This window comes from Mycobacterium hippophais (assembly GCF_027529605.1).
GTDB classification, from domain to species: Bacteria; Actinomycetota; Actinomycetes; order Mycobacteriales; family Mycobacteriaceae; genus Mycobacterium; species Mycobacterium arseniciresistens.
In genome coordinates, this window is sequence record NZ_JAPZPY010000008.1 from 230294 (window position 1) to 254278 (window position 23985).

Annotated in this window: 21 protein-coding genes and 1 pseudogene; 3 read left to right on the top strand and 19 right to left on the bottom strand. The window is 71.7% G+C overall.

Annotation, left to right across the window (positions count from 1 at the left end):
- Position 1: 1 nt before the first annotated feature.
- A complete protein-coding gene (locus O6P37_RS18400) occupies positions 2 to 1582 on the bottom strand; it encodes a phospholipase D-like domain-containing protein (protein ID WP_269895422.1) in 1581 nt (526 codons plus the stop codon).
- A 68-nt stretch (positions 1583 to 1650) separates the two neighbouring features.
- Here O6P37_RS18400 and O6P37_RS18405 point away from each other — a divergent pair, with 68 nt between their 5' ends.
- Both O6P37_RS18405 and O6P37_RS18410 read left to right on the top strand, forming a co-directional pair.
- Positions 1651 to 2874 (top strand): serine hydrolase domain-containing protein, encoded by a 1224-nt coding sequence (locus O6P37_RS18405; RefSeq protein WP_269895423.1) that lies wholly within the window; start codon positions 1651 to 1653, stop codon positions 2872 to 2874.
- On the top strand, positions 2874 to 3605 hold the full coding sequence (locus O6P37_RS18410; protein WP_269895424.1) for a type 1 glutamine amidotransferase: 732 nt from the start codon (positions 2874 to 2876) through the stop codon (positions 3603 to 3605). Before O6P37_RS18405 ends, O6P37_RS18410 begins: the two co-directional genes overlap by 1 nt.
- Here the strand turns inward: O6P37_RS18410 and O6P37_RS18415 are convergent.
- The gene (locus O6P37_RS18415) at positions 3587 to 4939 is read right to left on the bottom strand and encodes a TIGR01777 family oxidoreductase (RefSeq protein ID WP_269895425.1); all 1353 of its coding nucleotides are present in this window, start codon (positions 4937 to 4939) and stop codon (positions 3587 to 3589) included. The genes O6P37_RS18410 and O6P37_RS18415 overlap by 19 nt on opposite strands.
- Positions 4940 to 5033: 94 nt before the next feature.
- On the opposite strand from O6P37_RS18415, the gene O6P37_RS18420 reads away from it, so the two are divergent.
- On the top strand, positions 5034 to 5705 hold the full coding sequence (locus O6P37_RS18420; protein ID WP_269895453.1) for a phosphoribosyltransferase: 672 nt from the start codon (positions 5034 to 5036) through the stop codon (positions 5703 to 5705).
- On the opposite strand, the gene O6P37_RS18425 is transcribed toward O6P37_RS18420, so the two are convergent.
- The 17 genes and pseudogenes from O6P37_RS18425 to O6P37_RS18505 all read right to left on the bottom strand — a co-directional run.
- Complete coding sequence (locus tag O6P37_RS18425; protein ID WP_269895426.1) at positions 5702 to 6055, bottom strand: DUF308 domain-containing protein; 354 nt, start codon at positions 6053 to 6055, stop codon at positions 5702 to 5704. The genes O6P37_RS18420 and O6P37_RS18425 overlap by 4 nt on opposite strands.
- A 17-nt stretch (positions 6056 to 6072) precedes the next feature.
- A complete protein-coding gene (gene wag31, locus O6P37_RS18430; protein WP_269895427.1) occupies positions 6073 to 6900 on the bottom strand; it encodes a DivIVA-like cell division protein Wag31 in 828 nt (275 codons plus the stop codon).
- Positions 6901 to 7116: 216 nt separating this feature from the next.
- Complete coding sequence (locus O6P37_RS18435; RefSeq protein ID WP_264012502.1) at positions 7117 to 7407, bottom strand: YggT family protein; 291 nt, start codon at positions 7405 to 7407, stop codon at positions 7117 to 7119.
- A gap of 142 nt (positions 7408 to 7549) precedes the next feature.
- The gene (locus O6P37_RS18440; protein WP_264012503.1) at positions 7550 to 8194 is read right to left on the bottom strand and encodes a cell division protein SepF; all 645 of its coding nucleotides are present in this window, start codon (positions 8192 to 8194) and stop codon (positions 7550 to 7552) included.
- 65 nt (positions 8195 to 8259) lie between these two features.
- Positions 8260 to 9000 (bottom strand): YggS family pyridoxal phosphate-dependent enzyme, encoded by a 741-nt coding sequence (locus tag O6P37_RS18445; RefSeq protein ID WP_269895428.1) that lies wholly within the window; start codon positions 8998 to 9000, stop codon positions 8260 to 8262.
- 5 nt (positions 9001 to 9005) lie between these two features.
- Entirely contained in the window at positions 9006 to 9722 is a 717-nt protein-coding gene (gene pgeF, locus O6P37_RS18450; RefSeq protein ID WP_269895429.1) for a peptidoglycan editing factor PgeF, read from the bottom strand.
- Positions 9723 to 9760: 38 nt separating this feature from the next.
- Positions 9761 to 10906: a cell division protein FtsZ gene (ftsZ, locus tag O6P37_RS18455; protein ID WP_264012506.1), complete on the bottom strand. Its 1146-nt coding sequence runs from the start codon at positions 10904 to 10906 to the stop codon at positions 9761 to 9763.
- 191 nt (positions 10907 to 11097) lie between these two features.
- Positions 11098 to 12027 carry a cell division protein FtsQ/DivIB gene (locus O6P37_RS18460; RefSeq protein WP_269895430.1) on the bottom strand — a complete coding sequence of 310 codons (930 nt, stop codon included), beginning with the start codon at positions 12025 to 12027 and terminating at the stop codon, positions 11098 to 11100.
- On the bottom strand, positions 12027 to 13439 hold the full coding sequence (gene murC / locus O6P37_RS18465) for a UDP-N-acetylmuramate--L-alanine ligase (RefSeq protein WP_408633202.1): 1413 nt from the start codon (positions 13437 to 13439) through the stop codon (positions 12027 to 12029). The genes O6P37_RS18460 and murC overlap by 1 nt, the downstream gene beginning before the upstream one ends.
- Before the next feature lie 38 nt (positions 13440 to 13477).
- Positions 13478 to 14611, bottom strand: coding sequence for an undecaprenyldiphospho-muramoylpentapeptide beta-N-acetylglucosaminyltransferase (murG, locus tag O6P37_RS18470; RefSeq protein ID WP_269895454.1), 1134 nt, complete (start codon positions 14609 to 14611; stop codon positions 13478 to 13480).
- An 11-nt stretch (positions 14612 to 14622) separates the two neighbouring features.
- Positions 14623 to 16179: a putative lipid II flippase FtsW gene (ftsW, locus tag O6P37_RS18475; protein WP_408633203.1), complete on the bottom strand. Its 1557-nt coding sequence runs from the start codon at positions 16177 to 16179 to the stop codon at positions 14623 to 14625.
- Between the two features lie 15 nt (positions 16180 to 16194).
- Positions 16195 to 17646 carry a UDP-N-acetylmuramoyl-L-alanine--D-glutamate ligase gene (murD, locus tag O6P37_RS18480; RefSeq protein ID WP_269895433.1) on the bottom strand — a complete coding sequence of 484 codons (1452 nt, stop codon included), beginning with the start codon at positions 17644 to 17646 and terminating at the stop codon, positions 16195 to 16197.
- 1 nt (position 17647) lies between these two features.
- Entirely contained in the window at positions 17648 to 18727 is a 1080-nt protein-coding gene (gene mraY / locus O6P37_RS18485; RefSeq protein ID WP_269895434.1) for a phospho-N-acetylmuramoyl-pentapeptide-transferase, read from the bottom strand.
- Positions 18724 to 20223, bottom strand: coding sequence for a UDP-N-acetylmuramoyl-tripeptide--D-alanyl-D-alanine ligase (locus O6P37_RS18490; protein WP_269895435.1), 1500 nt, complete (start codon positions 20221 to 20223; stop codon positions 18724 to 18726). Before O6P37_RS18490 ends, mraY begins: the two co-directional genes overlap by 4 nt.
- Entirely contained in the window at positions 20220 to 21758 is a 1539-nt protein-coding gene (locus O6P37_RS18495; protein WP_269895436.1) for a UDP-N-acetylmuramoyl-L-alanyl-D-glutamate--2,6-diaminopimelate ligase, read from the bottom strand. Before O6P37_RS18495 ends, O6P37_RS18490 begins: the two co-directional genes overlap by 4 nt.
- Positions 21759 to 21804: 46 nt before the next feature.
- Positions 21805 to 23751 carry a peptidoglycan D,D-transpeptidase FtsI family protein gene (locus O6P37_RS18500; protein ID WP_269895437.1) on the bottom strand — a complete coding sequence of 649 codons (1947 nt, stop codon included), beginning with the start codon at positions 23749 to 23751 and terminating at the stop codon, positions 21805 to 21807.
- Positions 23748 to 23985 (bottom strand): annotated as a pseudogene (locus O6P37_RS18505) (hypothetical protein); the annotation flags it as partial. The gene O6P37_RS18500 and the pseudogene O6P37_RS18505, both read right to left, overlap by 4 nt.

The window sequence follows — 23985 nt, forward strand, 5'->3', positions numbered from 1 at the left end:
CTCAGTACCGGCCCTTCAAGCGGTCCCGGTAGGACCGGCCGTCGGGGTCGTAGAGCAGCCGGTAGGCCGGACCGGCCCACAGCCGGGTCAGCCGGCCGAGCTTCTCGGCGCGGTGGCTGCGCAGCCGGCCCGGCGGCCGCGGACCGCGCTGCCCACCGTCGTACCAGGCGTCGAGAGTTTCTGCAGCCGAGACGAATTCGCGTACAACGTCGGCGGGGTCGATGAGTCCGTCGTCGCTGTCGCGGTCGAGGTGTTCGCGCATCAGCTCCAGCCGCAGCTCTCTGGCGAACACGCGGGCGCCGTCACCGCAGCCCGCGGGGTCGGTGGGCTCCCGCTCGTCGCGGGTGCCGTCGAGGACGGCGCACGACAATTCGCTGTCGTGCGTCCACGACCGGCGGTTGAAGTTGTCGCTGCCGACACACGCCCACACGTCGTCGATGACGCACACCTTGGCGTGCACGTACACCGGTGTGCCCCGATGGTTCTCGATGTCGAAGACGTGCACCCGGTCGGGGCTGGCGGCTTTGCAGGCATCGATCGCCTCGCGGCGGCCGATCAGATTGGGCGGCAGTGCGAGCCTGCCGTCGACGTCAGGATGCCTGGGCACGACCGCGATCAGGTGCAGATCCGGGTTCGCCGCCAGGGCGGCGGCGAACAGGTCGGCGACCTGCTTCGACCACAGGTACTGGTCCTCCAGGTAGATCAGGCGTCGCGCCTTCGCGATCGCCTTGGTATAGCCGCGGGCCACGGTGAACTCACCGTGCGGGGCGAAGTCGAATTCGAAGTGACCGTCGGGATATGTGCGCAGCACCTGCACCGCATGCGGACCGCACGGCGGCGGGTCCGGCGGCTGCTCCGGCAGCGGGTCCGCCTCCAGATCCGCGCCGCGCAGCTTGTCGCGGACCCAGGCGATCGGGTTCAACATGTCGAGCGACGCCGGATCGTTCCACCGCTCGCGGAACGTGGCATCCAGCGCGCCCACCACTGGCCCCTGCAGTCGCAGTTGCACGTCGTGCCACGGCGGGTGCTCGCCGTACTGGGCCGCCATCTGCACCGCCTGCGGATCGCCGTGATGCGACCGGTCGTCGCGGCGGGAATGGCACAGGTCGATGCCGCCGGCGAAGGCGACGTCGCGCTCCGGCTCGCCGGGATGCCGGATGACCACCAGCTTCTGGTGGTGCGACCCGCCGATGCGCACCCGCTGGTCGAGCAGCACCTCCCCGCCTGCCGCTTCGATCGCCTCACCGAGGTGCTGGTTCTCCTCCTCGCTGTACTGCATCCAGTCCATATGCGACCGCCACACCAGCCCCTTGACGACGACGCCGCGCTCGGCGGCGTGACAGAACAGCTCGCGGATGGTCGGACCGCCGTCGCGCAGCAGCTGGTCGGGATCACCGCGCCAGTCGGTGAAGAACACGTGGTCGCCCTCGCCGAGCGCCTCCACCTCGGTGACGAGGTGGTCGAAGTAGGTCGCGCCGTGGATGAGCGGCTCCACCAGGCTGCCCTCGCACCAGGCGGGCAGGTCCGAGTGGGGGTTGTTCCGCTCGGCGGTCGTCAGGAACCACTCGGAGAGGTCGTTCACCTCGGGGGAATGCCCACTTGCCCGCCAAAGTACGCCGCCCGGGCTCGCCGACTCTGCCAGGATCAGTCATGACCCGCGCCCGTCGCATGCTCACCGTCCTGTGCGCGCTGACCGTGCTCGCCGGGTGCGCACCGGAGCCCGACCAGACTCCGCCGCCCGCAGAGGATTCCAGGGCGGCGGCGATCCGGGCCATCGTGCGTGACGCCATCGCCTCGGCCCACCTCAAGGCGGTGCTGGTGCGGGTGACCGAGGACGGCAGGGAAATTCTCACCGACGCCTTCGGCGAGTCCATGACCGGTGTGCCTGCCACTGCGCAGATGCACTTCCGCAACGGCGCCGTGGCCATCTCCTACGTCGCCACACTGTTGCTCATCCTCGTCGACCGCGGCACGGTGCGGCTCGAGGACAGGCTGTCGACATGGTTGCCCGAGGTCCCGCACGCCGAGGCGGTCACACTCGGCCAGCTCGCCCAGATGACATCGGGCTACCGCGACTACGTGATCGGCAACGACGCCTTCACCGCGGCCGCCTACGACAACCCGTTCCGCGCCTGGACCACCGACGAACTGCTGCGCTACGCCGTCGACGAGCCGCTGCTCTACGAACCGGGCACCAACTGGAACTACGCCCACACCAACTACGTGCTGCTCGGCCTGGCGCTGGAGAAGGCGACCGGCCGGGGTATGCCGGAACTGTTGGCCGCCAACGTGTTACAGCCCCTCGGCCTCACCGGCACCACCGCTTCGCTGACGGCCGAGATCCCCGAGCCGGTGCTGCACGCCTTCAGCTCCGAGCGCCGGGCCGCACTCGGTGTGCCCGCCGGCACCCCGTTCTACGAGGAGTCGACGTTCTGGAACCCGTCGTGGACCATCACACACGGAGCCGTACAGACCTCCACCATCGGCGACCTCGCCCGCACCGCAGAGGGCATCGGCTCCGGGCAGCTGCTGTCCGAGGCGTCCTACCGCAGGATGACCTCGACCGACCTGCGAGGCAGGACACGGCCGCAGCCCGGCTGCAGCACCTGCTTCGCCCAGGGCATCGGCTACACCTACGGCCTCGGCGTGGTGATCTCCGGAGATTGGTTGCTGCAGAACCCGTTGCTGTCCGGTTCGTCGGCGGTGGAGGCCTACCTTCCGGAACGCAAGCTGGCCGTCGCCGTCGCGGTGACCTACACGCCCGAGGCGTTCGACGACCAGGGCGACTACGCCAACGAGGCCGAGGCGCTGTTCCGCCGGATCGGCGCCGAACTGGCCCCCGAGGATGCGCCCCCCATGCCGCCGCCGAGATAATGACTGCCGTGGCGTCGAAGGTGTTGTTCCTCTACAACGAGCATCTGGCGACCGAGGGCCTCCTCGGCGAGGCATTCGCCGACAGCGGCTTCGACATCGACACGTTCGAGGTGGTGTCCGCCGACCGGGTGGACAACCCGGCGGTCGACGTGACCTTCCCCGATCCGACCGGCTACGACGTCGTCGTGCCGCTCGGCGCGCGCTGGCCGGTCTACGATGAGGCGTTGCGCCGCACCTGGGTGGACGCCGAGATGCAGATGATGCGTGACGCCGCGGCCGCCGGGGTGGCGCTGCTCGGTGTGTGCTTCGGCGGTCAGCTGCTGGCGCAGACGTTCGGCGGCACCGTCGCCCGGTCGACGGCACCCGAAATCGGCTGGTACCAGGTCGACACCGACGACACCGGGGTGGTGCCGCCCGGGCCCTGGTTCCAGTGGCACTTCGACCGGTGGACGCTGCCGCCCGGCGCCACCGAACTCGCGCGCACCGCACAGGCGTCGCAGGCGTTCGTCCTCGGCCGCACACTGGCACTGCAGTTCCACCCCGAGTTGGACGCCGGCCTGCTCGCCGGCTGGCTGGCCGACGACCGCGATGGAGACGTCGTGGGGGCGGGCCTGCGACACGACGAACTGCTCGCCCGCACAGCCGAGATGCGCGACGACGCCGCGCGCCGGATCGGGCTGCTGGTGCGGGGCTTCCTGGATCGGGTGGCGCGTCAGCCGTGTCCGAGCTGATGGGCCAGCGCGTCGGCCACGAGCGGCTGACGGAACCTGTGCCCCACTGACTGCAGCACGGTCGGCGCCACCCGCTGATCGGCCTCGGCCAGCTCGCGCGCACCCTGCGCGCCCAGCAGCACCCGCGGGCCCAGGGACGGCACCGGCAGCACCGCCGGACGGTGCAGCACCTTCGCCAGCGCCCGGGTGTAGTCCACGTTGCGCACCGGCTCCGGCGCCACCGCGTTGACCGGGCCGGCGAGCCGGCTGTCCCAGAGCGCGCGGTAGTAGACGTCGAGCAGATCGTCCAGGCCGATCCACGACAGCCACTGCTGCCCGTTGCCGAGCCGGCCGCCGAGGCCCGCGGCGAACAGCGGCCGCATCAACCGCAGCGTGCCACCCGCCGCGGCCTGCACGATGCCGGTCCGCACGGCGACCACCCGCAGCCCCGCGTCGGCGGCCGGCGCGGTCGCGGCCTCCCACTCGGCGACCACGTCGGCCAGGAAGCCGCTCCCCTGTGCGGCCTGCTCGGTCAGCACCTCGTCGCCCCGGTCGAAGCCGTAGTAGCCGATCGCCGATGCGCCGACGAACACCCGCGGCCCACCGTCGGTACCCGCCGCGGCCTCGGCGAGCCTGCGGGTGGGGCCGATCCGGCTGCCGCGCACTGCCGCCCGGTGCGCGGCGGTGAAGCGGCCGGCGATGGACTCACCGGCCAGGTGCACGACGGCGTCGACGCCGCTCAGCAGTCCGGGCGCCGGGCGTTCGGGATCCCAGCGCCGTTCGTCGGAAGTTCGGCGATCGCGGCGCACGAGCCGGATGACCCGGTGCCCGCCGGAGGTCAGCAGCGCGGTCAGCGCCGCCCCGACCAGTCCGGATGCGCCGGTGACGGCCACGACGAGCGGGCCGGTGCCCGCCGCCGCGGCGTCGCGGTGCACGGCCAGATCGTCGGCGAGCTGCCGGTGCCGGTAGACGAACATCGAACGCAACGCCCGTCCGGGCACCGTCGTGTCGACCCGGTCGTGCACGCGCGTCGACTCCGGCGACTCCGCGGCGAAGTCGTGCGTGTGCCGCCACCAGCCGATCGCCCGCGGCGGCCACGACGCCGCACCGTCGGAGGAGAGCACGTCGACGAACCGGTGCGGTGGGTCGTACTCGTCGGCCTGGTGCTGCGCGACCCACCGCAGTCCGCCGGGCAGACCCAGCACCGCACGACCGTCGGCCAGCGAGTCGGTCTCCGCGACCACCGTCATCGGTGCGAACGGCGGGACCAGCCGGGACATCGCACCCGGCCTGCCGTGCCAGGCGAACACCTCGTCCAGCGGATGGTCGACGACACTCTCGAACTCGATGCCCATGCTTCTCCTTGCGTCGGGACCCAAACGTCATTCGTAGCCGAGGGCGTCAGGGATAGCCGCGGTGAGCGGCTCCGGTTACGGGTACCCCGTCGGGATGGGTGCCAGGGCCGCCCACCGAGATGACAGGCGCACCTTCCGGGACCGGTCGGAGGCCGGGCGCGTACTGGCCCGCGAGCTCTCGGGTTACCGCGACACGGGCGGTCTGCTGGTCCTCGGTCTCGCGCGCGGCGGCGTCCCGGTCGGCTGGGAGGTGGCGGCGGCGCTGCGGGCGCCGCTCGAGGTCTTCCTCGTCCGCAAGCTCGGCGTGCCCCGGTGGGAGGAGTTGGCGATGGGCGCCATCGCCACAGGTGGTGGCATCGTCGTCAACGACCGGCTGGTGCGCAGCCTCGGCATCAGTGAGGCGGATATTCAGGCCGCGGTCGAACGAGAGACGGCGGAACTGGCTCGCCGCGAACATGCCTACCGCGGTGGCCGGCCGCCGGTGGAACTGGGGGGCAGGACGGTGATCCTCGTCGACGACGGCATCGCGACCGGGGCGAGCATGCTGGCCGCGGTGCGGGCGGTGCGCAGTGTCGGGCCGGCCCGGATCGTGGTCGCCGTGCCCGTCGGACCCAGCTCGGCCTGCCGCAACATCGGCCGGGAGGCCGACGACGTGGTGTGCGCGACGATGCCGCCGGGATTCGAGGCCGTCGGTCAGGTGTTCGCCGACTTCCATCAGGTCACCGACGACGAGGTGCGAGAACTGCTCGGCACGCCGACGGTCTAGCGGCGATCCTCGCGGGCGACCTCGTCGTCACGCTGGTCGATCGGCACCGCGGTGGTGTCCGCGTCCAGATCGGTGTCGCGGTCCGCGTGCACATCCGTGGAGACGTCGTCGGCGGGCACGGTCTCGTCGGGATACTCGGCGTCGAACTCGGCAGTCTCCTGCTCGTCGTCGGATCCCCCGCCGCCACCGTCGCGCCGCGAGCGTTCGCGCAGGGCGTCCACGATGAGCAGCACCACGCCGATGACACTGGCGGCGATGCAGACCCAGGCGATCAGCTCATTGCTGGTGACCACCGCGGTCACCAGTGCGGCGAGGCCGATGACGGCCAGGACGAGCGCAATGATGAGCATCGATCACCTATCGCGGATCAGTTGTTGCCCCGGTTGAACTGGTTGAAGCCGCCGCCGTCGTTGTTGGCGCTGGAGTCGACGGGCGCCGCCGATCCGCGCTGGCCGAGCTCTTCGAGCTGTGACTCCAGGTACGTCTTCAGCCTGGTCCGGTACTCACGCTCGAAGGTGCGCAGCTGTTCCAGCCGCCCCTCGAGCACGGTGCGCTGCTGGTTGATGGTGCCCATGATCTCGGAGTGCTTGCGCTCGGCGTCGGCCTGCAGGGCGTCGGCCTTCTCCTGAGCCTGCCGCAGCTGGGTCTCGGAGCGTGTCTGTGCGTCGGCCAGCATCGCGTCGGCGCGCTGGCGCGCCTCGGTGACGGTGTTCTCCGCGGTGATGCGGGCCTCGCTGACCATCGCGTCGGCCTGGGCGCGCGCGTCCGACAGCAGCTTGTCGGACTCGGCCTTGGCTGTGCTGGTCAGTCGGTCGGCGGTGTCCTGCGCAAGGCTCAGCACCTTGGCCGCCTTCATGGCCTGGTCCTCGCTGGGCGCGGCCTGCTGCACGACCGGCGGCGCCTCGTACACGGGCTGCGGGGGCGGCGCCGGCGCCGGCTCGGGCTCCGGCTCGTAGAGCGGGATCGCCTGAGTCGACTGCGTCGACTGCGCGCCGTTGCCGGAGCGTGCCGAAGCGAGTTCTGAATCGAGTTCGGCGACCCGCTGGCGCAGATCCGCGTTCTCCTCGATGAGTCGCGTCAGCTCGTTCTCAACCAGATCGAGGAATGCGTCGACCTCGTCCTCGTTGTAGCCGCGCTTGCCGATGGGTGGCTTGCTGAACGCGACATTATGAACGTCGGCTGGTGTGAGCGGCATTGTCTGCCCCCTTGGAGTCTGGACCGTCAACCGATCTCAAAGTGTAAAGCCTGACCTGAACGCAACTGGCGTCCATCCTGTCACACCAGACCCGGCGGTTGCAGTCGAGGCCGAATTTTAAGAACGAATTTCAATGTTGCAACGCAATTCCGAGACCTCGGCAAACACCGCGCCGACGGTCCGGGCACGCCGCCCGCGACCCGCTGGCGGCCGGCGTCAGGCTGCGGCGCCGAACGCCAGCTGCATGCCGATGAACGCCACCAGCAGCAGCACCATGATCGACAGGTCGAAGCGCACGGCACCTATCGTGAGCTGGGGAATGAGGCGTCGCAGCAGCCGAACCGGCGGATCGGTGAGCGTCATGATCACCTCGAGGATCACCACTGTCACGCCCTTGGGATGCCAGTCGCGCGAGAAGGATCGGATGAACTCGACCACGACCCGGGCGATCAACAGGAGCCAGAAGACGAACAGCGCGAAACCGAGAATTTCGAAGAAGAGCGACAACGACAGCCGTCCTCACTACGGGCAGATGTGTGACATTCGATACAGGAGTCAGCGCCCGCGGCCAGTCAGCGGCCTCGGGCGCGACGCCAGCCTACCCGTCGGAGGCAGGGCCTACCGATCGGCGGACCACCGACGAGCCGACCTACTGATAGGCGTGGAAGCCGACCTCGGCGATGCGCCTGCGTTCCTCGGCGCTGACATCGATGTCGGCCGGCGACAGCAGGAACACCTTGGTGGCGACCTTGTCGAACGAGCCGCGCAGCGCGAACGCGAGCCCGGCCGCGAAATCGACAAGACGCTTGGCGTCGGCGTTGTCCATCGACACCAGGTCCATGATCACCGGGGTGCCGTCGCGGAACCGCTCGCCGATGGTGCGGGCCTCGCTGTAGTCCTTCGGCCGCAGCGTCGTGATCTTCGCCAGCGGGCTGCCCGCGTCGAACAACTCGGCCATCCGGCGCGGGTCCATCGCGAGCGCGCCGCGGGTCGACCCGCGCAGCGCACCCAGCCTCGGGGCGGCCCGGTCGAACTCGCGCGGACCGCGCAGTCGCGGCTCGAAGCGCGGCTCGTCGTAGCCGGCGCGGTAGCCGGGGGGCTCGTCGTACTCGCGGGCGGGCGGGCGGTCGTCATAACCGCGTCCGTATCCCTCCTCATCGAATCGCTCGTCACGCGGGCGGCGGGGACCGTAGGCACGCGCCGCGCCGCGGTCGTCGTCCTCGTAGTACTCGTCGTCGTAGTCATCCATGGGCGCCATACCGAAGTAGGCCTTGACCTTGTGCAGTGTGCTCATCGCGCGACCCTTCTGATGACTCCGGAGCTTGGTGTCTGTGATGAAGATGTGACTGGTGTGACTACTCATGGTGACGTTAGCGGTCGTTGTCCCAGAAGGCCGGTTCCGACACGCACACACGTGGAACCGTGTCGCACCGCCACTTCGAGGTCGCCGGACATTCCTGCGGACAACCCGATGCGCTGCGGATACCGCTGCTGGATCCGCTCGCGCTCGGCCGCGAACCTCGCGAACGCCGCGGCGGGATCCGCGTCGAGCGGCGGGATGCCCATCAGGCCGACCAGCCGCAGGCCCGCGGCGGCGTCGATGGCGTCGGCCAGTTCGTCGACGAGGTCCGGCCTGCGCACGTCGACACCGGAGCGACCGGCATCGCCGTCGAGACTGATCTGGAGGAAGACCCGCAGCGGTTCGGCCCGGCGGCCGTCGTCGAGCGCCCGGCCCACGGCCCGGTCCAGCCCGGCGGCCACCCGGAGGTCGTCGACGGAGTGTGCGGTGTGAGCCCAGTCGGCGATCCCCCGCACCTTGTTGCGCTGGATGCGGCCGACCATGTGCCAGCGAACGGCTTGCCCGCCCAATTCGGCGGCGACTTCGGCTGCTTTTCCCGACGCTTCCTGTTCGCGGGATTCACCGAATTCGGTGCAGCCCATTCGATGCAATAGCAATACATCAGATGCCGGGAAGAATTTTGTGACCGGAAGTAATTCGATTTCGCCGGCATTGCGTCCGGCGTCCGCCGCGGCCCGCTCCAGCCGGGCGCGCACCGCGGCGAGCGACGCCTGCAATTCGCTCTCCCTTGCGGTGGTCACGGCGCTCACTCCATCCACACCAGCGACGCCAGCCGGCCGGTCGGGGCGTCGCGGCGGTGACTGAAGAGATTCTTGTCCGCCACCGTGCAGCGCGGATCCACGTCGATGGCGGTGATACCCAAACCCGTTAACTGCCTTGCGATTCCGGCCCGCAGATCCAGGCCGACGGTGCCGCGGGCGGTGGTGGTGCGACTGCCCGGCAGCAGGGCCTCCACCTCGTCGGCCATCTCGGCGGGCACCTCGTAATTGGCTCCGCTGACGGCGGGGCCGAGCAACACGGAGATGTCCCCGGTGCGGGCGCCGAGTTCACGCATCGCCTCGACGGTGCGCAGCACGACACCCTTCGCCGCGCCGACCCGCCCGGCGTGCACGGCGGCGACCACACCCGCGCGCGCGTCGGCCATTAATACCGGAACGCAATCAGCGGTCACCACGGCCAGAGCCAATCTCGGGACTCCGGTCACCAGGGCGTCGGTATTTCCGATCGGACCCGCTGCGGCCTGCGCCGGATCGTCCACGACAACCACCCGGTCGCCGTGCACCTGGTTCATCCACATCACCCGGTCGACGCCGAGGCCGGTCGCCGACGCGAGCCGTCTGCGGTTGGCCGCCACGGCGCCGGGATCGTCGCCGACGTGGTCGCCGAGGTTGAAGGTGTCGAAGGGCGGCGCCGAGACGCCGCCGGCGCGGGTGGTGGTCACCCGCCGAACCCGGACGGTCACGGAACCAGTATCGCCGGACGGCACGGGACGTGAACGGCTCAGTGGCGCATGAAGGGCGGCACGTCGACGTCGTCGTCGGCGATGCCGCCGTCGTCGCCGCCGATTCTGACCGTCGCACCATTGGTGTGCAGCGGCACGCTCGCGGGATCGGCCGGATCGAACAGCGGCGAGGTCACCTTGCCCGCCCGGCCCGGCGCGATGGCCTGGCCCGCGCCCACCACCGGCTTGCGGCTCGGTCCGGCGGCGTCGAAGCCCGCAGCGATCACCGTCACCCGCACCTCGTCACCGAGCGAGTCGTCGATCACCGTGCCGAAGATGATGTTGGCCTCGGGATGCGCCGAGTCCTGCACCAGCGATGCGGCCTCGTTGATCTCGAACAGGCCCAGATCGCTGCCGCCGGCGACCGACAGCAGCACGCCCTGCGCACCCTCCATCGACGCCTCGAGCAGCGGTGAGTTGATCGCGATCTCGGCGGCCTTGAGCGCACGGCCGTCACCGCGGGCGGAACCGATGCCCATCAGTGCGGTGCCCGCACCACTCATCACGCCCTTGACGTCGGCGAAGTCGACGTTGATCAGGCCCGGTGTGGTGATCAGGTCGGTGATGCCCTGAACGCCGTTGAGCAGCACCTCGTCGGCACTGCGGAACGCGTCCATCAGCGACACGGCGGCATCGCCCATCTGCAGCAGCCGGTCGTTCGGGATCACGATCAGCGTGTCGCAGCTCTCGCGCAGCGAGGCGATGCCGGTCTCGGCCTGGTTGCTGCGGCGCTTGCCCTCGAAGGAGAACGGCCGCGTCACCACGCCGACCGTCAACGCGCCCATCTTGCGCGCGATGCTGGCCACCACCGGTGCGCCACCGGTTCCGGTGCCGCCGCCCTCTCCTGCGGTGACGAAGACCATGTCCGCGCCGCGGATCAGCTCCTCGATGTCGTCCTTGGCGTCCTCGGCGGCTTTTCGGCCGACCTCGGGGTCGGCGCCTGCACCCAGCCCTCGGGTGGAGTCGCGGCCGACGTCGAGCTTGACGTCGGCGTCGCTCATCAGCAGCGCCTGCGCATCGGTGTTGATCGCGATGAACTCGACGCCCTTGAGGCCCTGTTCGATCATCCGGTTGACGGCGTTGACGCCGCCGCCGCCGATGCCGACGACCTTGATGACGGCGAGGTAGTTATGCGGGGGGGTCATCGTTCGCCTTCCTGTACGACTGGTCCGACTCCGGTTGGCAAACTCTCAACCTCAACGTGAGGCTTAGAGTTATGTCAAGTAGCGCCGTGCAAACAGAACGGTATGGCCGGCCCCGGCATTGACCATGCAGGCGCGCCGGTACGCATCTGACGAATTTCAATCGACCCCGCGCGGCGGCGTTGCGGCGGGCGTTACTTGACCGTCGGCAAATCGGGACTGGAGACGTCGTAGGTCTGGCCCGGCTGAGTGAGCAGGGCGGCCAGTTTGAGCGCCTTCTCCTCGGTGCGGTCGTTGGTGCCCCACACCACCACCCGGCCGTCGGTCAGCGTCAGAGTGATCGCCGCGACCGACGGCGCCGCGATCCGCCCGACCTGGCCGGCCACCTCCGGCGGCAGCGCGGTCATCACTTCCAGCGCGGCCTGCGTCGCCGGATCGCTGGGACCGGGATTCTCGGCGTCGAGGTAGGGCAGCGTCGGGGGCGGCGGCGCGGTCGCGAAGTCGACGCCGTCGCGGTCGAAGAGATGCGGACCGTCCGGAAGGTCCTTGACCACCACCGGCACCCGCTCCACCACCGTGATCCGCAGCGTGGACGGGTACTCGCGCTGCACCCGGGCGGCGGCCACGCGGCGGATGGTCGCGACGCGCTCGGCCACCGCGTCGGTGTCGACCTGCAGCAGCGGCGTCCCCGCGGGCACCGCGGCCGCGGCGAGCACCTCCTCCTGCGTCACCGCTCCGATGCCGGTGATCACGATGCTGCGCGCCGACATGACCGGCGTGAAGTACAGGAGCAGGCCCAGTGACACCGCCAGCACCGAGATCAGTGCGGACCACAGCAGCACCTTCAGGCCCCGAACCGTGCCCCGGCCAAGGGTTTTCGGCGTGTCGACGGGCGCCCCGAGGGCCTTGCGCCTGGCCTCGCGCCTGGCCTGTTCGATGGCCGTGGCCCGTTCCTGCGCGGCGCGGCGCTCCTCGCGCTCGCGGCGGGCCCGCCGGCGCGGGCCCTCGAAGTCCTCCTCCGCGGCGGGCGGGAGGTTCGCGTCCTCGGGCGCGTCGGCCGCCCGATCCTGCGGCGCCTCCGGTGGTTCGGCGGGCGGGCCGTCGCCCTGCGTCGGCTCGGTCATCACCGCTCCGTTCGCGGCGGCGGGGCGAGGCGATTGGCCTTCGCCCGCAGCGCAGTCAGGATCTCCGGTGCGAGCATGGTCACGTCGCCGGCACCCATCGTGAGCACCACGTCACCCTGCCGGGCGGTGTCGGCCACCCGCTCGGCCACCGCTGAGAAGTCCGGGAGATAGGTCACCGGCACGCTCACGTGCTCGGCCACCGTCGCCCCGCTGACGCCGGGCAGCGGCTGCTCGCGGGCGCCGTAGACGTCGAGCACGAACACCACGTCGGCGGCGTCGAGAGCACGGCCGAACTCTGGCGCGAAGGCCTCGGTGCGCGAGTACAGGTGCGGCTGGAAGACCACGACGACACGGCCGTTCGATTCCTCCGCCAGCCCGCGCGCCGCCGTCAGCGCGGCGGCGACCTTCGTCGGGTGATGGGCGTAGTCGTCGAAGACCCTGGTCCCAGAAGCCGTTCCGACCAACTCGAAGCGGCGCCGGACGCCCTCGAACTCGGCCAGGCCCTCCAGCACGACGTCCGCCGCGGCCCCGGCCTGCATGGCCGCCAACAACGCGGCCAGCGCGTTGAGCGCCATGTGCCTGCCGGGCACCGCCAATCGCATCGTGCGCGGGCTGCTCTCCCCCGCCAGCTGCACGGTGGCCACCGCACTGGTGCCCTGCTGGTACCAGTCCAGCAGCGCCCCGGCCAGGCCGGGCTGGTCGCCGCTGCCGTAGCGCAGCACCCGGATCCCCTGTGCGGCAGTCCGTTCGGCGAAGGCAGCGGCCCCGGCGTCGTCGACGCAGACCACCACCGCGCCCCCTGGCTTGAGCCGCTGCATGAAGGCGTCGAACACCGCGACGTAAGCCTCTTCGCTGCCGAAGAAGTCGAGGTGGTCGGCCTCGATGTTGGTCACCACGGCGATGTCGGGCTGGTACTGCACCAACGATCCGTCGCTCTCGTCGGCTTCGGCGACGAAGTAGGCGCCGCTGCCGTGATGCGCGTTCGTCCCCGCCTCGCCGAGGTCACCGCCGACGGCGAAGGACGGGTCGAACCCGCAGTGCTGCAGGGCCACGATGAGCATCGACGTGGTGGTGGTCTTACCGGCTGTCCCGGTCACCATCAGCGTGGTGTGCCCGTCCATCAGCTTGGCCAGCACCACCGGCCGCAGGATCACCGGGATCCCGCGCCGGTGCGCCGCGACGAGTTCCGGGTTCGTCTTGGGGATCGCCGCGTGCGTGGTGACCACGGCGGTCGGCCCGCCGGGCAGCAGGTCGAGCGAGGACTCGTCGTGCCCGATCCGGATCACCGCGCCGCGGGCGCGAAGCGCGGCCACCGCCCTCGACTCCTTGGCGTCGGAGCCCGAGACCAGGCCGCCCCGGTCGAGCAGGATGCGGGCGATCCCTGACATCCCGGCGCCGCCGATGCCCACCATGTGCACCCGGCGCAGTTCCTCGGGCAGCGGCGCGCCGCTCACCGGCCCGCCACCTCGAGCGCCACCCTGGCGACCTGCGTGGCGGCGTCGCGGTGTCCCGCCAGCGCCGCGCCCGCGGTCATCGTCTGCAGCCGCCCGGTGTCGGTGAGCAGGCCGGCGACCGTGCCGGCCACGAAGTCCGGTGTCAGATCGGCGTCGTCGACGAGCAGGCCGCCGCCCGCGCTCACCACCGGGAGTGCGTTGAGCCGCTGCTCGCCGTTGCCGATCGGCAGCGGCACGTAGACGGCGGGCAGTCCGACCGCGGTGACCTCCGCGACGGTCATCGCGCCGGACCGGCAGATGGCCAGGTCGGCAGCGGCGTAGGCCAGGTCCATCCGGTCCAGGTACGGCACCGCGACATAGCGGGCGCCGCCGCGCGCCGGCTCGCGGACGTCGAGGGTGTTCTTGCGGCCGTAGGCGTGCAGCACCGAGACACCGGCCGCGGCAAGGGCTTCGGCGGCTCCGGACACCGCCCGGTTGAGCGACTGCGCGCCCTGGGACCCGCCGAAGACCAGCAGCACCGGGTCGTGCTCGCCGAAGCCGAAGTAGGCGCGTGCCTCGGCGCGCAGCGCGGCCCGGTTCAGCGACGTGATGGCCGCGCGCACCGGGACACCGACGACCTCGACGTCACCGAGACCGGGATCGGGCACCGCGGCCAGCACCCGGCGGGCCGAGCGGGCGCCCACCTTGTTCGCCCACCCGGCGCTGGCGTTGGCCTCGTGCACCACGACCGGCACCGTGCGGCGCCGCACGCCGCCGCGCGCGGCGAGGTACGCAGGCAACGCGACATAGCCGCCGAAGCCGACCACCACGTCGGCCTGCACGCCGTCGAGCACCGTCCGGGTCTCGCGTACCGCCCGGCGGACCCGCAGCGGCAGACGGGCGAGGTCAGCGGAGAGCTTGCGTGGCAGCGGCGCAGGGGTGATCAGTTCGAGGTCGTAGCCGCGGTCGGGGATCAGTCGCGTCTCCAGGCCGCGAGCGGTGCCGAGTGCGGTGATACGGATCGTGGGGTCCAGTGCGGTCAACGCGTCGGCCACGGCCATCGCCGGTTCGATGTGCCCGGCGGTGCCGCCGCCGGCGAGGACGACCGAGACCGGCCGGTGGCTACTTCCCTGCCCCGCCGGAACGGACATCCCACTGCCGCTCACCCGTAACGCTGACCTTCCAGTGTGCGGGCCCGCCGGCCCTGTTGGCGTTGTGCGGTCCGGCCCTCGCCGGTCCGCTTCGCGCGGTCGGCGTTCTGCTTACCGGACCTGGTCTCCCGGCGGGACTGTCCGCCGGACCGTTGATCGCCTACATGATGCCCTGCGCGCCGCGCCCGGCCGTCATCGGCGGGGGGTTTGCGCCTTCGATCGCGTGCCGGGGCCCGCGGCGCCGGCTTGGCGGGCCGGCCCGGCCGCGTCCGCAACCGGTCGCGGACCGCCTCCAGCCGCGTGGGTGCATACGGTTCGGGCAGCGGCAGCCGAAGCAGGCGGTTCACCCGGTCGTCGCGGCCCGCCCGCAGCGCGGCCACCGCCTCGGGCTCGTGACGCGCGGCATTGGTCATCACGCCCATCATCAACAACGTTGTCGCCGTTGATGTCCCGCCGGCGGAGATGAGCGGCAGCTGCAGACCGGTGACGGGCAGCAGCCCCACCACGTAGCCGACGTTGATGAACACCTGGCCGAGCACCCAGGTGGTGGCGGTGGCGGTGAGCAGCCGCAGGAACGGATCGGCCGAGCGGCGCGCGATGCGCATCCCGGTATAGGCGAACAGGCCGAACAGGCCGAGCGTGCCCGCGGCGCCGATGAAGCCCAGTTCCTCGCCGATGATCGCGAAGATGAAGTCGTTGTGGGCGTTGGGCAGGTAGTTCCACTTGGCGCTGCCCTGCCCGAGGCCGTCGCCGAACACCCCGCCGTTGGCCAGCGCGAACCGCGCCTGGCGGGCCTGGTACCCGGAGCCCTGGGCATCCGCGGCGGGGTCCAGCCACGACTGCACCCGCGCCGAGCGGTAGCCCTCGGCCATCGCCAGGATCGCTGCCGACACCATGACCGCGAGCAGCGAGCTGAGGAACACCCGCAGCGGCAGGCCGGCGTACCAGAGCAGCGCGAGCAGGATGATGCCCAGCGACACCGTCTGCCCGAGGTCGGGCTGCGCGACGATCAGCGCGAGGGCGATCACCGCCGCGGGCACCAGCGGGATGAGCATCTCGCGCAGTGAGGCCCGCTCGAGGCGGCGGGCCGCCAGCAGGTGCGCGCCCCAGATGGCGAAGGCGATCTTGGCCAGCTCCGACGGCTGCATCGAGAAGCCCGCCACCACGAACCAGCCGCGAGACCCGTTGGCCACCTTGCCGATACCGGGGATGAGCACGAGGATCAGCAGGACGATCGTCAGTGCGAAGGCGGGAAACGCCAGCCGGCGCATCATGGCGACCGGCATCCGCAGCGCGACGTAGAACGCCAGGAGGCCGACGGCGGTCCAGAGCACCTGCTTGGCGAACACCGACCAGGGCGATCCGGCGGAGTCGTAGGAGTACACCCCCGACGCCGAGAGCACCATCGTCAGGCCGAGCGTGGTAAGCAGCGCCGCGACGGCGATGATCAGGTGAAACGACGTCATCGGCCGGCCGAGCCAGGCGCCGAACCGGGTCCGTGGTCCGTGCGTCACCGCCGCACCGGCCGTCTCCGCCCCGGCGCCCCTCGAGCGCAAGCGGGCCAGCAGGTTGCCCACGGTCCGCTACCGGGTGCCGGCGCGCACGGCGGCGGCGAACGCGTCACCGCGATGGCCGTAGCCGGTGAACTGATCGAAGGAGGCGCCCGCGGGCGCCAGCAGGACGGTGTCACCCGGCCGTGCCAGCTCACCCGCGGCCTCGACAGCCGCGGCCATCACCGCATCGGCGATCGCCCGGTCAGCCACTTCGACCACACGAGTCACATGCTTAACAGCAGACTCAGTTGTCCCATGCACCCCAGAATCCTCCCTCGTCACAAGCTCGACGACGGGGACATCCGGGGCGTGTCGCGATAACGCCTCGGCGACGACCGCGCGGTCACGCCCGATCAGCACCGCTCCGGCCAGCTGTCCGGCCACCTCACGGACCAGCTCCTGCACCGACGCGCCCTTGAGCAGGCCGCCGGCGATCCACACCACCCGCGGGTACGCGGCGATCGACGCCCGGGCGGCATGGGGGTTGGTGGCCTTGGAGTCGTCGACGTAGGTGACGCCGCCGCGAACCGCCACCACCTCCGCCCGGTGCCTGCCCACCGTGAAGTCCCGCAGCGCAGCGGCCACCGCGGCGGGGTCCACGCCGACGGCCCGGGCCAACGCTGCCGCGGCCAGCGCGTCCAGGACGCCGACCGGCCCCGCCACCGGGATGTCGGCCGTGCCCGCCAGCTCGACCTCGCGGCCGAACGCGTTGTCGACCAGCATGCCGTCGCGCACCCCGAGTTCGCCCTCGCCGGGCACGCCGAGCCGGAAGCCGGCCCGCACCGGCGCGGTCGCGCCGTCCAGCAGGCCGGCGGCGACCGGATCGTCCAGGCCGACGACGGCCACCCGGCCGTCGAGCACCCTGGCCTTGTCGCGGGCGTATGCGGCCAGCGACCCGTGCCAGTCCAGGTGGTCCTCGGCGACGTTGAGCACGACACCGGCCTCGGGGCGCAGCGACGGCGCCCAGTGCAGCTGGAAGCTGGACAGCTCGACGGCCAGGACGTCGGACGGCTGCCCGAGCACGTCGAGCACCGGCTCGCCGATGTTGCCGCACAACGCGCTGCGCAGGCCGGCCGCCATCAGCATGGCGTGCAGCATGGAGGTGGTGGTGGTCTTGCCGTTGGTGCCCGTCACCGCCAGCCAGCGCCGCGGCGGGCCGTAGCGCCCCGACTGGTCGAGCCGCCACGCCAGCTCCACGTCACCCCAGATCGGCACACCCGCGGCGACCGCCGCGGCCAGCACCGGCGCGGTGGGCGGAAACCCGGGACTCGTCACGACCAGGTCGTAATCGGCGATGCGCGCCACCGCCGTGGCCGGGTCGGTCACCGGGGTGCCCGCGCCGGCGTAGGGGGCCAGCGCCGACGCGTTGTCGTCGCACAGCGTCGCCGTCACCTGAAGCGGCGCCAGCGCGGCCAGCACCGCGCGGCCGGTGATCCCGGCTCCGGTGACCAGAACCGCCGCCCCGGGGGCTATCGGCGACACGTCACGCCCCGACGGCGGCGAGCCACTCGCTGTAGAAGAGCGCGACACCGAGGCCGCAGGCGATCGCCGTCAACAGCCAGAACCGGATGATCACCGTCGTCTCGGCCCAGCCGACCAGTTCGAAGTGGTGGTGGAACGGGGCCATCCGGAACACCCGCCTGCCCGTGGTGCGGAAGGCCAGGATCTGCACGACCACCGACGTCACCTCGGCGACGAACAGCGCGCCGAGCACCACCGCGAGGATCTCGGTGCGGCTGGTGACCGACAGGCCCGCGATGACGCCGCCGAGCGCCAGTGAGCCGGTGTCACCCATGAAGATCTTGGCGGGCGCGGCGTTCCACCACAGGAAGCCGATGCAGGCGCCCGCCGTCGCCGCCGCGATCAGCGCCAGGTCGAGCGGGTCGCGGACGTTGTAGCAGCCGAGACCGGGACTGGTCGCGCACGCGTTGCGGTACTGCCAGAACGTGATGATCACGTAGGCCGCGGTGACCATCGCCATGGCGCCGGCCGCCAGGCCGTCCAGGCCGTCGGTGAAGTTGACCGCGTTCGACCACGCGCTCACGATCACCACGCAGAACAGCACGAATACCGCGGGCGCCAGCGTCACGGTGGCGATCTCGCGGACGTACGACAGCTCCGCGCCGCCCGGGGTGAGCCCGTCGGCGTTGCGGAACTGCAGCGCCAGCACCCCGAACAGCACCGCCGCCAGCAGCTGGCCCACCGTCTTGGCGGTCTTGTTCAGGCCGAGGTTGCGGGCGCGCCGGAGCTTGATCAGGTCGTCGAGGAAGCCGACCACACCCAGCGCGGTGGCCAGCCCGAGGACCAGCAGACCAGACGCCGAGGGGCCCTCCCCGCCGAGCGCCACGCCGACGAGGTGGGTGCCCAGATAACCCGCCCAGATGCCGGCCAGGATCGCCACCCCGCCCATCGACGGGGTGCCGCGCTTCTTGGCATGGCTGGCCGGGCCGTCCTCGCGGATCTCGTGACCGAGGCCGCGCTGGGTGAACAGCCGGATCAGCGCGGGGGTCAGCAGGATCGACACCGTCAGCGCGATGCCGACGGCGATGAGGATCTGTCTCATCGATCACCGATTCCGGTGTCCGCCGCCAGCGCGTCGGCCAGCGCACCGAGGCCGGCCGAATTCGACGCCTTCACCAGCACCACGTCACCGGGCGCCAATTCGGCGCGCAGCACGGCCAGCGCCGCGTCGGCGTCGGCGACCAGGGCGGCCTCCGACCCCCACGATCCCTCCATGACCGCCCCGTGATGCATGGCGCTCGGCGACCTCCCGGTTCCGACGACGATGAGTCGAGACACATCTAAGCGCACGGCCAGCCGGCCGATGCGGTCGTGCTCGGTTATCGCGTCGTCCCCGAGCTCGGCCATCTCGCCGAGCACCGCCCAGCTGCGCCGCCGCTCCCCCCCGCCGCGGGCCATCCAGGCCAGCGCCTTGAGACCCGCCTGCATGGAGTCGGGGTTGGCGTTGTAGGCGTCGTTGACGACGGTCACCCCGTCGGCGCGGGTGGTCACCTCCATGCGGTGCCGCGACGCCGGACCGGCGCCGGCCAGCGCGTCGGCCACCTGCTCGGGGCGGGCGCCGCATTCCAGCGCCACCGCCGCCGCGCACAGCGCGTTAGACACCTGGTGCTCGCCGTGCACCGCGAGCGCGACGCCGACCTCACCGGCGGCGGAGTGCAGCGTGAATTGTGGCCGCGCCAGCGCGTCGAGACCGATCCCGTCGGCCCAGACGTCCGCCGAGGCGCCCGCCTCCTGCGACACCCGCACCACCCGCGCGCGGGTCCGGTCGGCCATCGCGGCGACCGCACTGTCGTCGACATTGAGGATCACCACGCCGGACGACCGAACCGATTCCGGCAGTTCACCTTTCGTCGCGGCGATGGCCTCGCGCGAGCCGAACTCGCCGAGGTGGGCGGTGCCGACGTTGAGCACCACCGCGATCGAGGGCCGGGCGATCGCGGCGAGAGCGGCGATGTTGCCGGGATGGCGGGCCGACATCTCCAGGACCAGGAAGTCGGTCGACTCGTCGGCACGCAGCACCGTCCAGGGATGGCCGAGCTCGTTGTTGAACGAACCGGGCGGGGCGACCACCTCACCGAGCGGCGCCAGCACCGCGGCCACCAGGTCCTTGGTCGAGGTCTTGCCCGACGAGCCGGTGATCCCGACGACGGTCAGCCCGTCCGCGGTCAGCCGCTCGGCCACCGCCGCGGCGAGCCTGGCCAGCGCGGCCAGCACCGCGGCGCCCGCGCCGTCGACGTCGTGTTCGAGCACCCCGGCACCGGCGTCGGCGCCCTCGGCGGGCGGTACGACGATCGCGGGCACACCGACCGGCCGCGCGGCCAGCACGGCGACCGCACCGGCGGCGACAGCGGCCGCGGCGAACTCGTGGCCGTCCGCGCGGGCGCCCGGCAGCGCGAGGAAGAGCCCACCCGGCGTGACGGCGCGCGAGTCGAACTCGACGGTCCCGGTCACCCGGGTCGCCGCGGCGGCCTCGGGGGTGACGTCGGCCAGTTCGCCGCCGACGATGCCGGCGATCTCGGCGAGGCTGAGCGCGATCATGCGCCCCGCCCCGATGCGGCCAGCGACTCGCCCAGTTCGTGACGGTCGTCGAACGGCCGGGTGCGGCCCTGGCTGGTCTGGCCGGCTTCGTGGCCCTTCCCCGCGATCAGCACGACGTCGCCGGGACGCGCCCACGCCACCGCGCAGTCGATGGCGCCGCGCCGGTCCCCCACCTCGAGGATCTCGGCCGTCGTCCCGGCCTCGCGCGCGCCCGCGACGATGGCCGCCCGGATCGCGGCCGGATCCTCGTCGCGCGGGTTGTCGTCGGTGACCACCACCAGATCGGCGAGTTCGGCGGCCGTCCGGCCCATCGGCGTCCGCTTGCCCGGATCACGGTTCCCGCCCGCGCCGAAGACGACGGCCACCCGTGCGCCGCCGGCGTGCTGGCGCAGCGTCTCCAGCACCGCGCGCAACGCGCCGGGCTTGTGCGCGTAGTCCACCAGCGCGAGGAAGTCCTGCCCGCGGTCCACCGGTTCCAGCCGGCCGGGCACCGCCGCGGTGCGCAGACCCGGCGCGGCCTGCTCGGGCGACACGTCCACGGCGTCCAGCAGCGCGGTGGCGAGCAGGCAGTTGGCCACGTTGTAGCGGCCGGGCAACCCGATCCGCAGGCCGTGGTGCACACCCGCCGGGTCCTCGGCGACGAATTCCTGGGCGACGTGACCGACGGCGCGGATCTGCTCGGCCCGCCAGTCGGCATCGCGGCCGGTGGCGCTGACGGTCACCGGTGCGGTGGCCAGCCTCGCCATGTCGCGGCCGGCGTCGTCGTCGACGCAGATCACCGACAGATCCGCACAGGCCGCCGACCGCGGGTCGAACAACCGCGCCTTGGCGGCGAAGTAATCGGCCATCGTCGGATGGAAGTCGAGGTGGTCGCGGGAGAGGTTGGTGAATCCGCCGACGGCGAACCGCACCCCGTCGACCCGGCCGAGGCTGAGCGCGTGGCTGGACACCTCCATCACCACCGTGTCGACGCCGCGCTCCACCATCACCGCCAGCAGCGCCTGCAGGTCGGGCGCCTCGGGTGTGGTGAGTGCGCTCGGCTGGTCGAGGCCGTCGATGCGCACGCCGACCGTCCCGATCAGGCCCGCCACCCGCTCCGCCGCGCGCAGGCCCGCCTCGACCAGATAGGTGGTGGTGGTCTTGCCCGAGGTGCCGGTCACCCCGATCACCCGCAGGCGCTCCGACGGCCTGCCGTACACGGTGGCCGCCACGTCGCCGAGCACCGCGCGCGGGTCGGGATGGACCAGGACCGAGACATCGCCGGCGGTGTCGATCAGGTCGGCGCCCGCCGCGTCGGTGAGCACCGCGGCCGCACCGGCGGCCACCGCAGCACCGGCGTAGCGGGCGCCGTGCGACGAGGAACCGGGCAGCGCAGCGAACAGGTCGCCCGGGCGGGCGTCCTGCCCGCGCAGGGTGACCCCGGTGATCAGGATGTCCGGCACGGCCGCCGGACCGTCCGCACGCGGGACCGCCGTGACCCGCTCGGCCAGCGGCCCGAGCGGGTATCCGGCGGGATGGCTGGGACGCAGGTTCATGGCGATGACACAGTACCGATCCCGGCACCGGCGGCGCTTCTACAGGTCAGCTCGCCTGCAGCGTGAGCGGCGGGCCGGGGTCCGGCGAGAGGGGCACGTTGTCGCGCTGCAGCAGCCAGGAAGTGATGTTGTGGAATAGCGGGGCGGCCGACGATCCCGGCGTGCCGTCGGCCGCGCGGTGCGGGGCGTCCATCATCACGCCGACGACGTAGCGGGGGTCGTCGACGGGCGCCATGCCGGCGAAGGTGATCCAGTAGACGTCGCTGTAGTAGCAGCCGCACGCGGGGTTGATCTGCTGGGCGGTGCCGGTCTTGCCCGCGATCTGATATCCCTCCACCGCGGCCGCGGGACCGGTGCCCTGCTGGGTGCCCATCGGGTCGCGCTGGACGACGGCGCGGAACATGTTCCGCACGGTGCGCGCCGTCTCCGGCGAGACCACCTTGATGCCCTCCGGGCGCGGTTCGTCGGCGCGGCTGCCGTCGGCTGCGACGGTGCCCTTGATGATGCGGGGCGGGATCCGGACGCCGTCGTTGGCGATGGTCTGGTACATACCCGTCATCTGCAGCAGGGTCATCGAAAGTCCTTGGCCGATGGGCAGGTTGGCGAACGAGCTGCCCGACCACTGATCGATCGGCGGCACCAGGCCCGCGCTCTCGCCGGGCAGGCCGACGCCGCTGCGCTGGCCGAGCCCGAACCGGCGCAGCATGTCGGCGAAGCGTTCCGGCCCGACGCGCTGGGCCAGCATCAGCGTCCCGACGTTCGACGACTTCCCGAAGACGCCGGTGGTCGTATAGGGCATCACCCCGTGCTTCCACGCGTCACCCACCGTGACACCGCCCATGTCGATGGATCCCGGCACCTGGAGGACCTCGTCGGGATTCGTCAGCCCGTACTCGATCGCCGACGCGGCGGTCACGATCTTGTTCACCGATCCGGGCTCGAACGGCGAGGAGACCGAAAGGTTGCCGTTCTGCTTGTGCTCCTGGCGCCCGATGTCCTGCGACGGGTCGAACGTGTTGTCGTTCGACATCGCGAGCACCTCACCGGTTTTCGCGTCCAGCACCACGGCGGAGACGTTCTTGGCGCCGGAGGCGTCCTTGGCCTGCTGCACCTGCTGCTGGACGTGGAACTGGATGTCGTCGTCGACGGTGAGCATCACCGTCGAGCCGTCGACCGAGTCGTGCCGGTTGCGGTAGCTGCCGGGGATGACCACGCCGTCGGAACCGCGGTCGTAGGTGATCGAGCCGTCGGTGCCTGCCAGCACCGCGTCCAGTGAGTCCTCGAGTCCGAGCAGACCGTGGCCGTCCCAGTCGATGCCGCCGACGATGTTGGCCGCCAGCGACCCGCCGGGATACTGACGGAGATCCTGGCGCTCCGTGCCGACCTCGGGGAACTTCGTGGTGATCGCGTCGGCGACGGACGGGTCGACCGCGCGGGCCAGATATACGAACGACTCGTTGCTGCGCAGCTTCTTGAGCACCGTCTTCATGTCCGGCTTGTTGCCGAGCCGAGCGGCGACCTCGGTGGCGATGTCACGCAGCCGGCGTTGGGGGTCCGGCGCCTCCACAGTCGCGGCCTCGTTCTTCGTGAACGCCTCTTCGAGTTCCTTGCGCACCTTGACCGGCTGGAATGTCAGCGCCCGGGCCTCGATGGTGAAGGCCAGCTTGTCGCTGTTGCGGTCGACGATGCTGCCGCGCACCGCCTTCTCCACATCGGTCACCTTGAGCTGGCCGGCGGCCTCCGCGCGCAACCCTTCGGCCCGCGGCACCTGCAGGCTGAACAACTGCCCGCCCGCGACGAGCAGCAGCACGAAGATCACCGCCATGCCGCCACGGTGCCGGAACGTGAACGACGAACTGCGCAAGCCTGTTTCGACCGAGGTCTCCCGCGTACGGCGGGCCCGTGCCGAGTGTTCGGCCGACGGCGCCGCACCTTTCTTACGGGGTTTGGCGGCCGGCCGAGCGGGACGGCGCCGGCTCGCGTCGCGGCTCATCCCTGCGGCCCGGGCAGCGGTGCGGCTACCGGGGTGAACTGCTCGGCGCCCGCGGTGGGGCCGGGCGCGGGCGGTGTCTGGGGGGTGTCGAGATGGGGCGGTTCGGCGGCCGCGACCGCCGGGGCGACCTGCTCGGGCGCCGGGCCTGGCAGCAGCGGCAGTCCGGGGACCGGCAGCGTGGCCGGGGCGGGTGCTGCGGCCGGCGGTGGCGCGACGGCCAGGGGCGCCGCGTCC

What these genes read in the sequence shown, in the direction of transcription:
- O6P37_RS18490 (WP_269895435.1), bottom strand. Translation starts at nt 20,223, where the DNA reads ATGATCGCGCTCAGCCTCGCCGAGATCGCCGGCATCGTCGGCGGCGAA.
- ftsZ (WP_264012506.1), bottom strand. Translation starts at nt 10,906, where the DNA reads ATGACCCCCCCGCATAACTACCTCGCCGTCATCAAGGTCGTCGGCATC.
- O6P37_RS18495 (WP_269895436.1), bottom strand. Translation starts at nt 21,758, where the DNA reads ATGAACCTGCGTCCCAGCCATCCCGCCGGATACCCGCTCGGGCCGCTG.
- O6P37_RS18500 (WP_269895437.1), bottom strand. Translation starts at nt 23,751, where the DNA reads ATGAGCCGCGACGCGAGCCGGCGCCGTCCCGCTCGGCCGGCCGCCAAA.
- wag31 (WP_269895427.1), bottom strand. Translation starts at nt 6,900, where the DNA reads ATGCCGCTCACACCAGCCGACGTTCATAATGTCGCGTTCAGCAAGCCA.
- O6P37_RS18440 (WP_264012503.1), bottom strand. Translation starts at nt 8,194, where the DNA reads ATGAGCACACTGCACAAGGTCAAGGCCTACTTCGGTATGGCGCCCATG.
- O6P37_RS18410 (WP_269895424.1), top strand. Translation starts at nt 2,874, where the DNA reads ATGACTGCCGTGGCGTCGAAGGTGTTGTTCCTCTACAACGAGCATCTG.
- O6P37_RS18415 (WP_269895425.1), bottom strand. Translation starts at nt 4,939, where the DNA reads ATGGGCATCGAGTTCGAGAGTGTCGTCGACCATCCGCTGGACGAGGTG.
- murG (WP_269895454.1), bottom strand. Translation starts at nt 14,611, where the DNA reads ATGTCCGTTCCGGCGGGGCAGGGAAGTAGCCACCGGCCGGTCTCGGTC.
- O6P37_RS18405 (WP_269895423.1), top strand. Translation starts at nt 1,651, where the DNA reads ATGACCCGCGCCCGTCGCATGCTCACCGTCCTGTGCGCGCTGACCGTG.
- mraY (WP_269895434.1), bottom strand. Translation starts at nt 18,727, where the DNA reads ATGAGACAGATCCTCATCGCCGTCGGCATCGCGCTGACGGTGTCGATC.
- O6P37_RS18425 (WP_269895426.1), bottom strand. Translation starts at nt 6,055, where the DNA reads ATGCTCATCATTGCGCTCGTCCTGGCCGTCATCGGCCTCGCCGCACTG.
- O6P37_RS18460 (WP_269895430.1), bottom strand. Translation starts at nt 12,027, where the DNA reads ATGACCGAGCCGACGCAGGGCGACGGCCCGCCCGCCGAACCACCGGAG.
- murC (WP_408633202.1), bottom strand. Translation starts at nt 13,439, where the DNA reads ATGGTGGGCATCGGCGGCGCCGGGATGTCAGGGATCGCCCGCATCCTG.
- O6P37_RS18420 (WP_269895453.1), top strand. Translation starts at nt 5,034, where the DNA reads ATGGGTGCCAGGGCCGCCCACCGAGATGACAGGCGCACCTTCCGGGAC.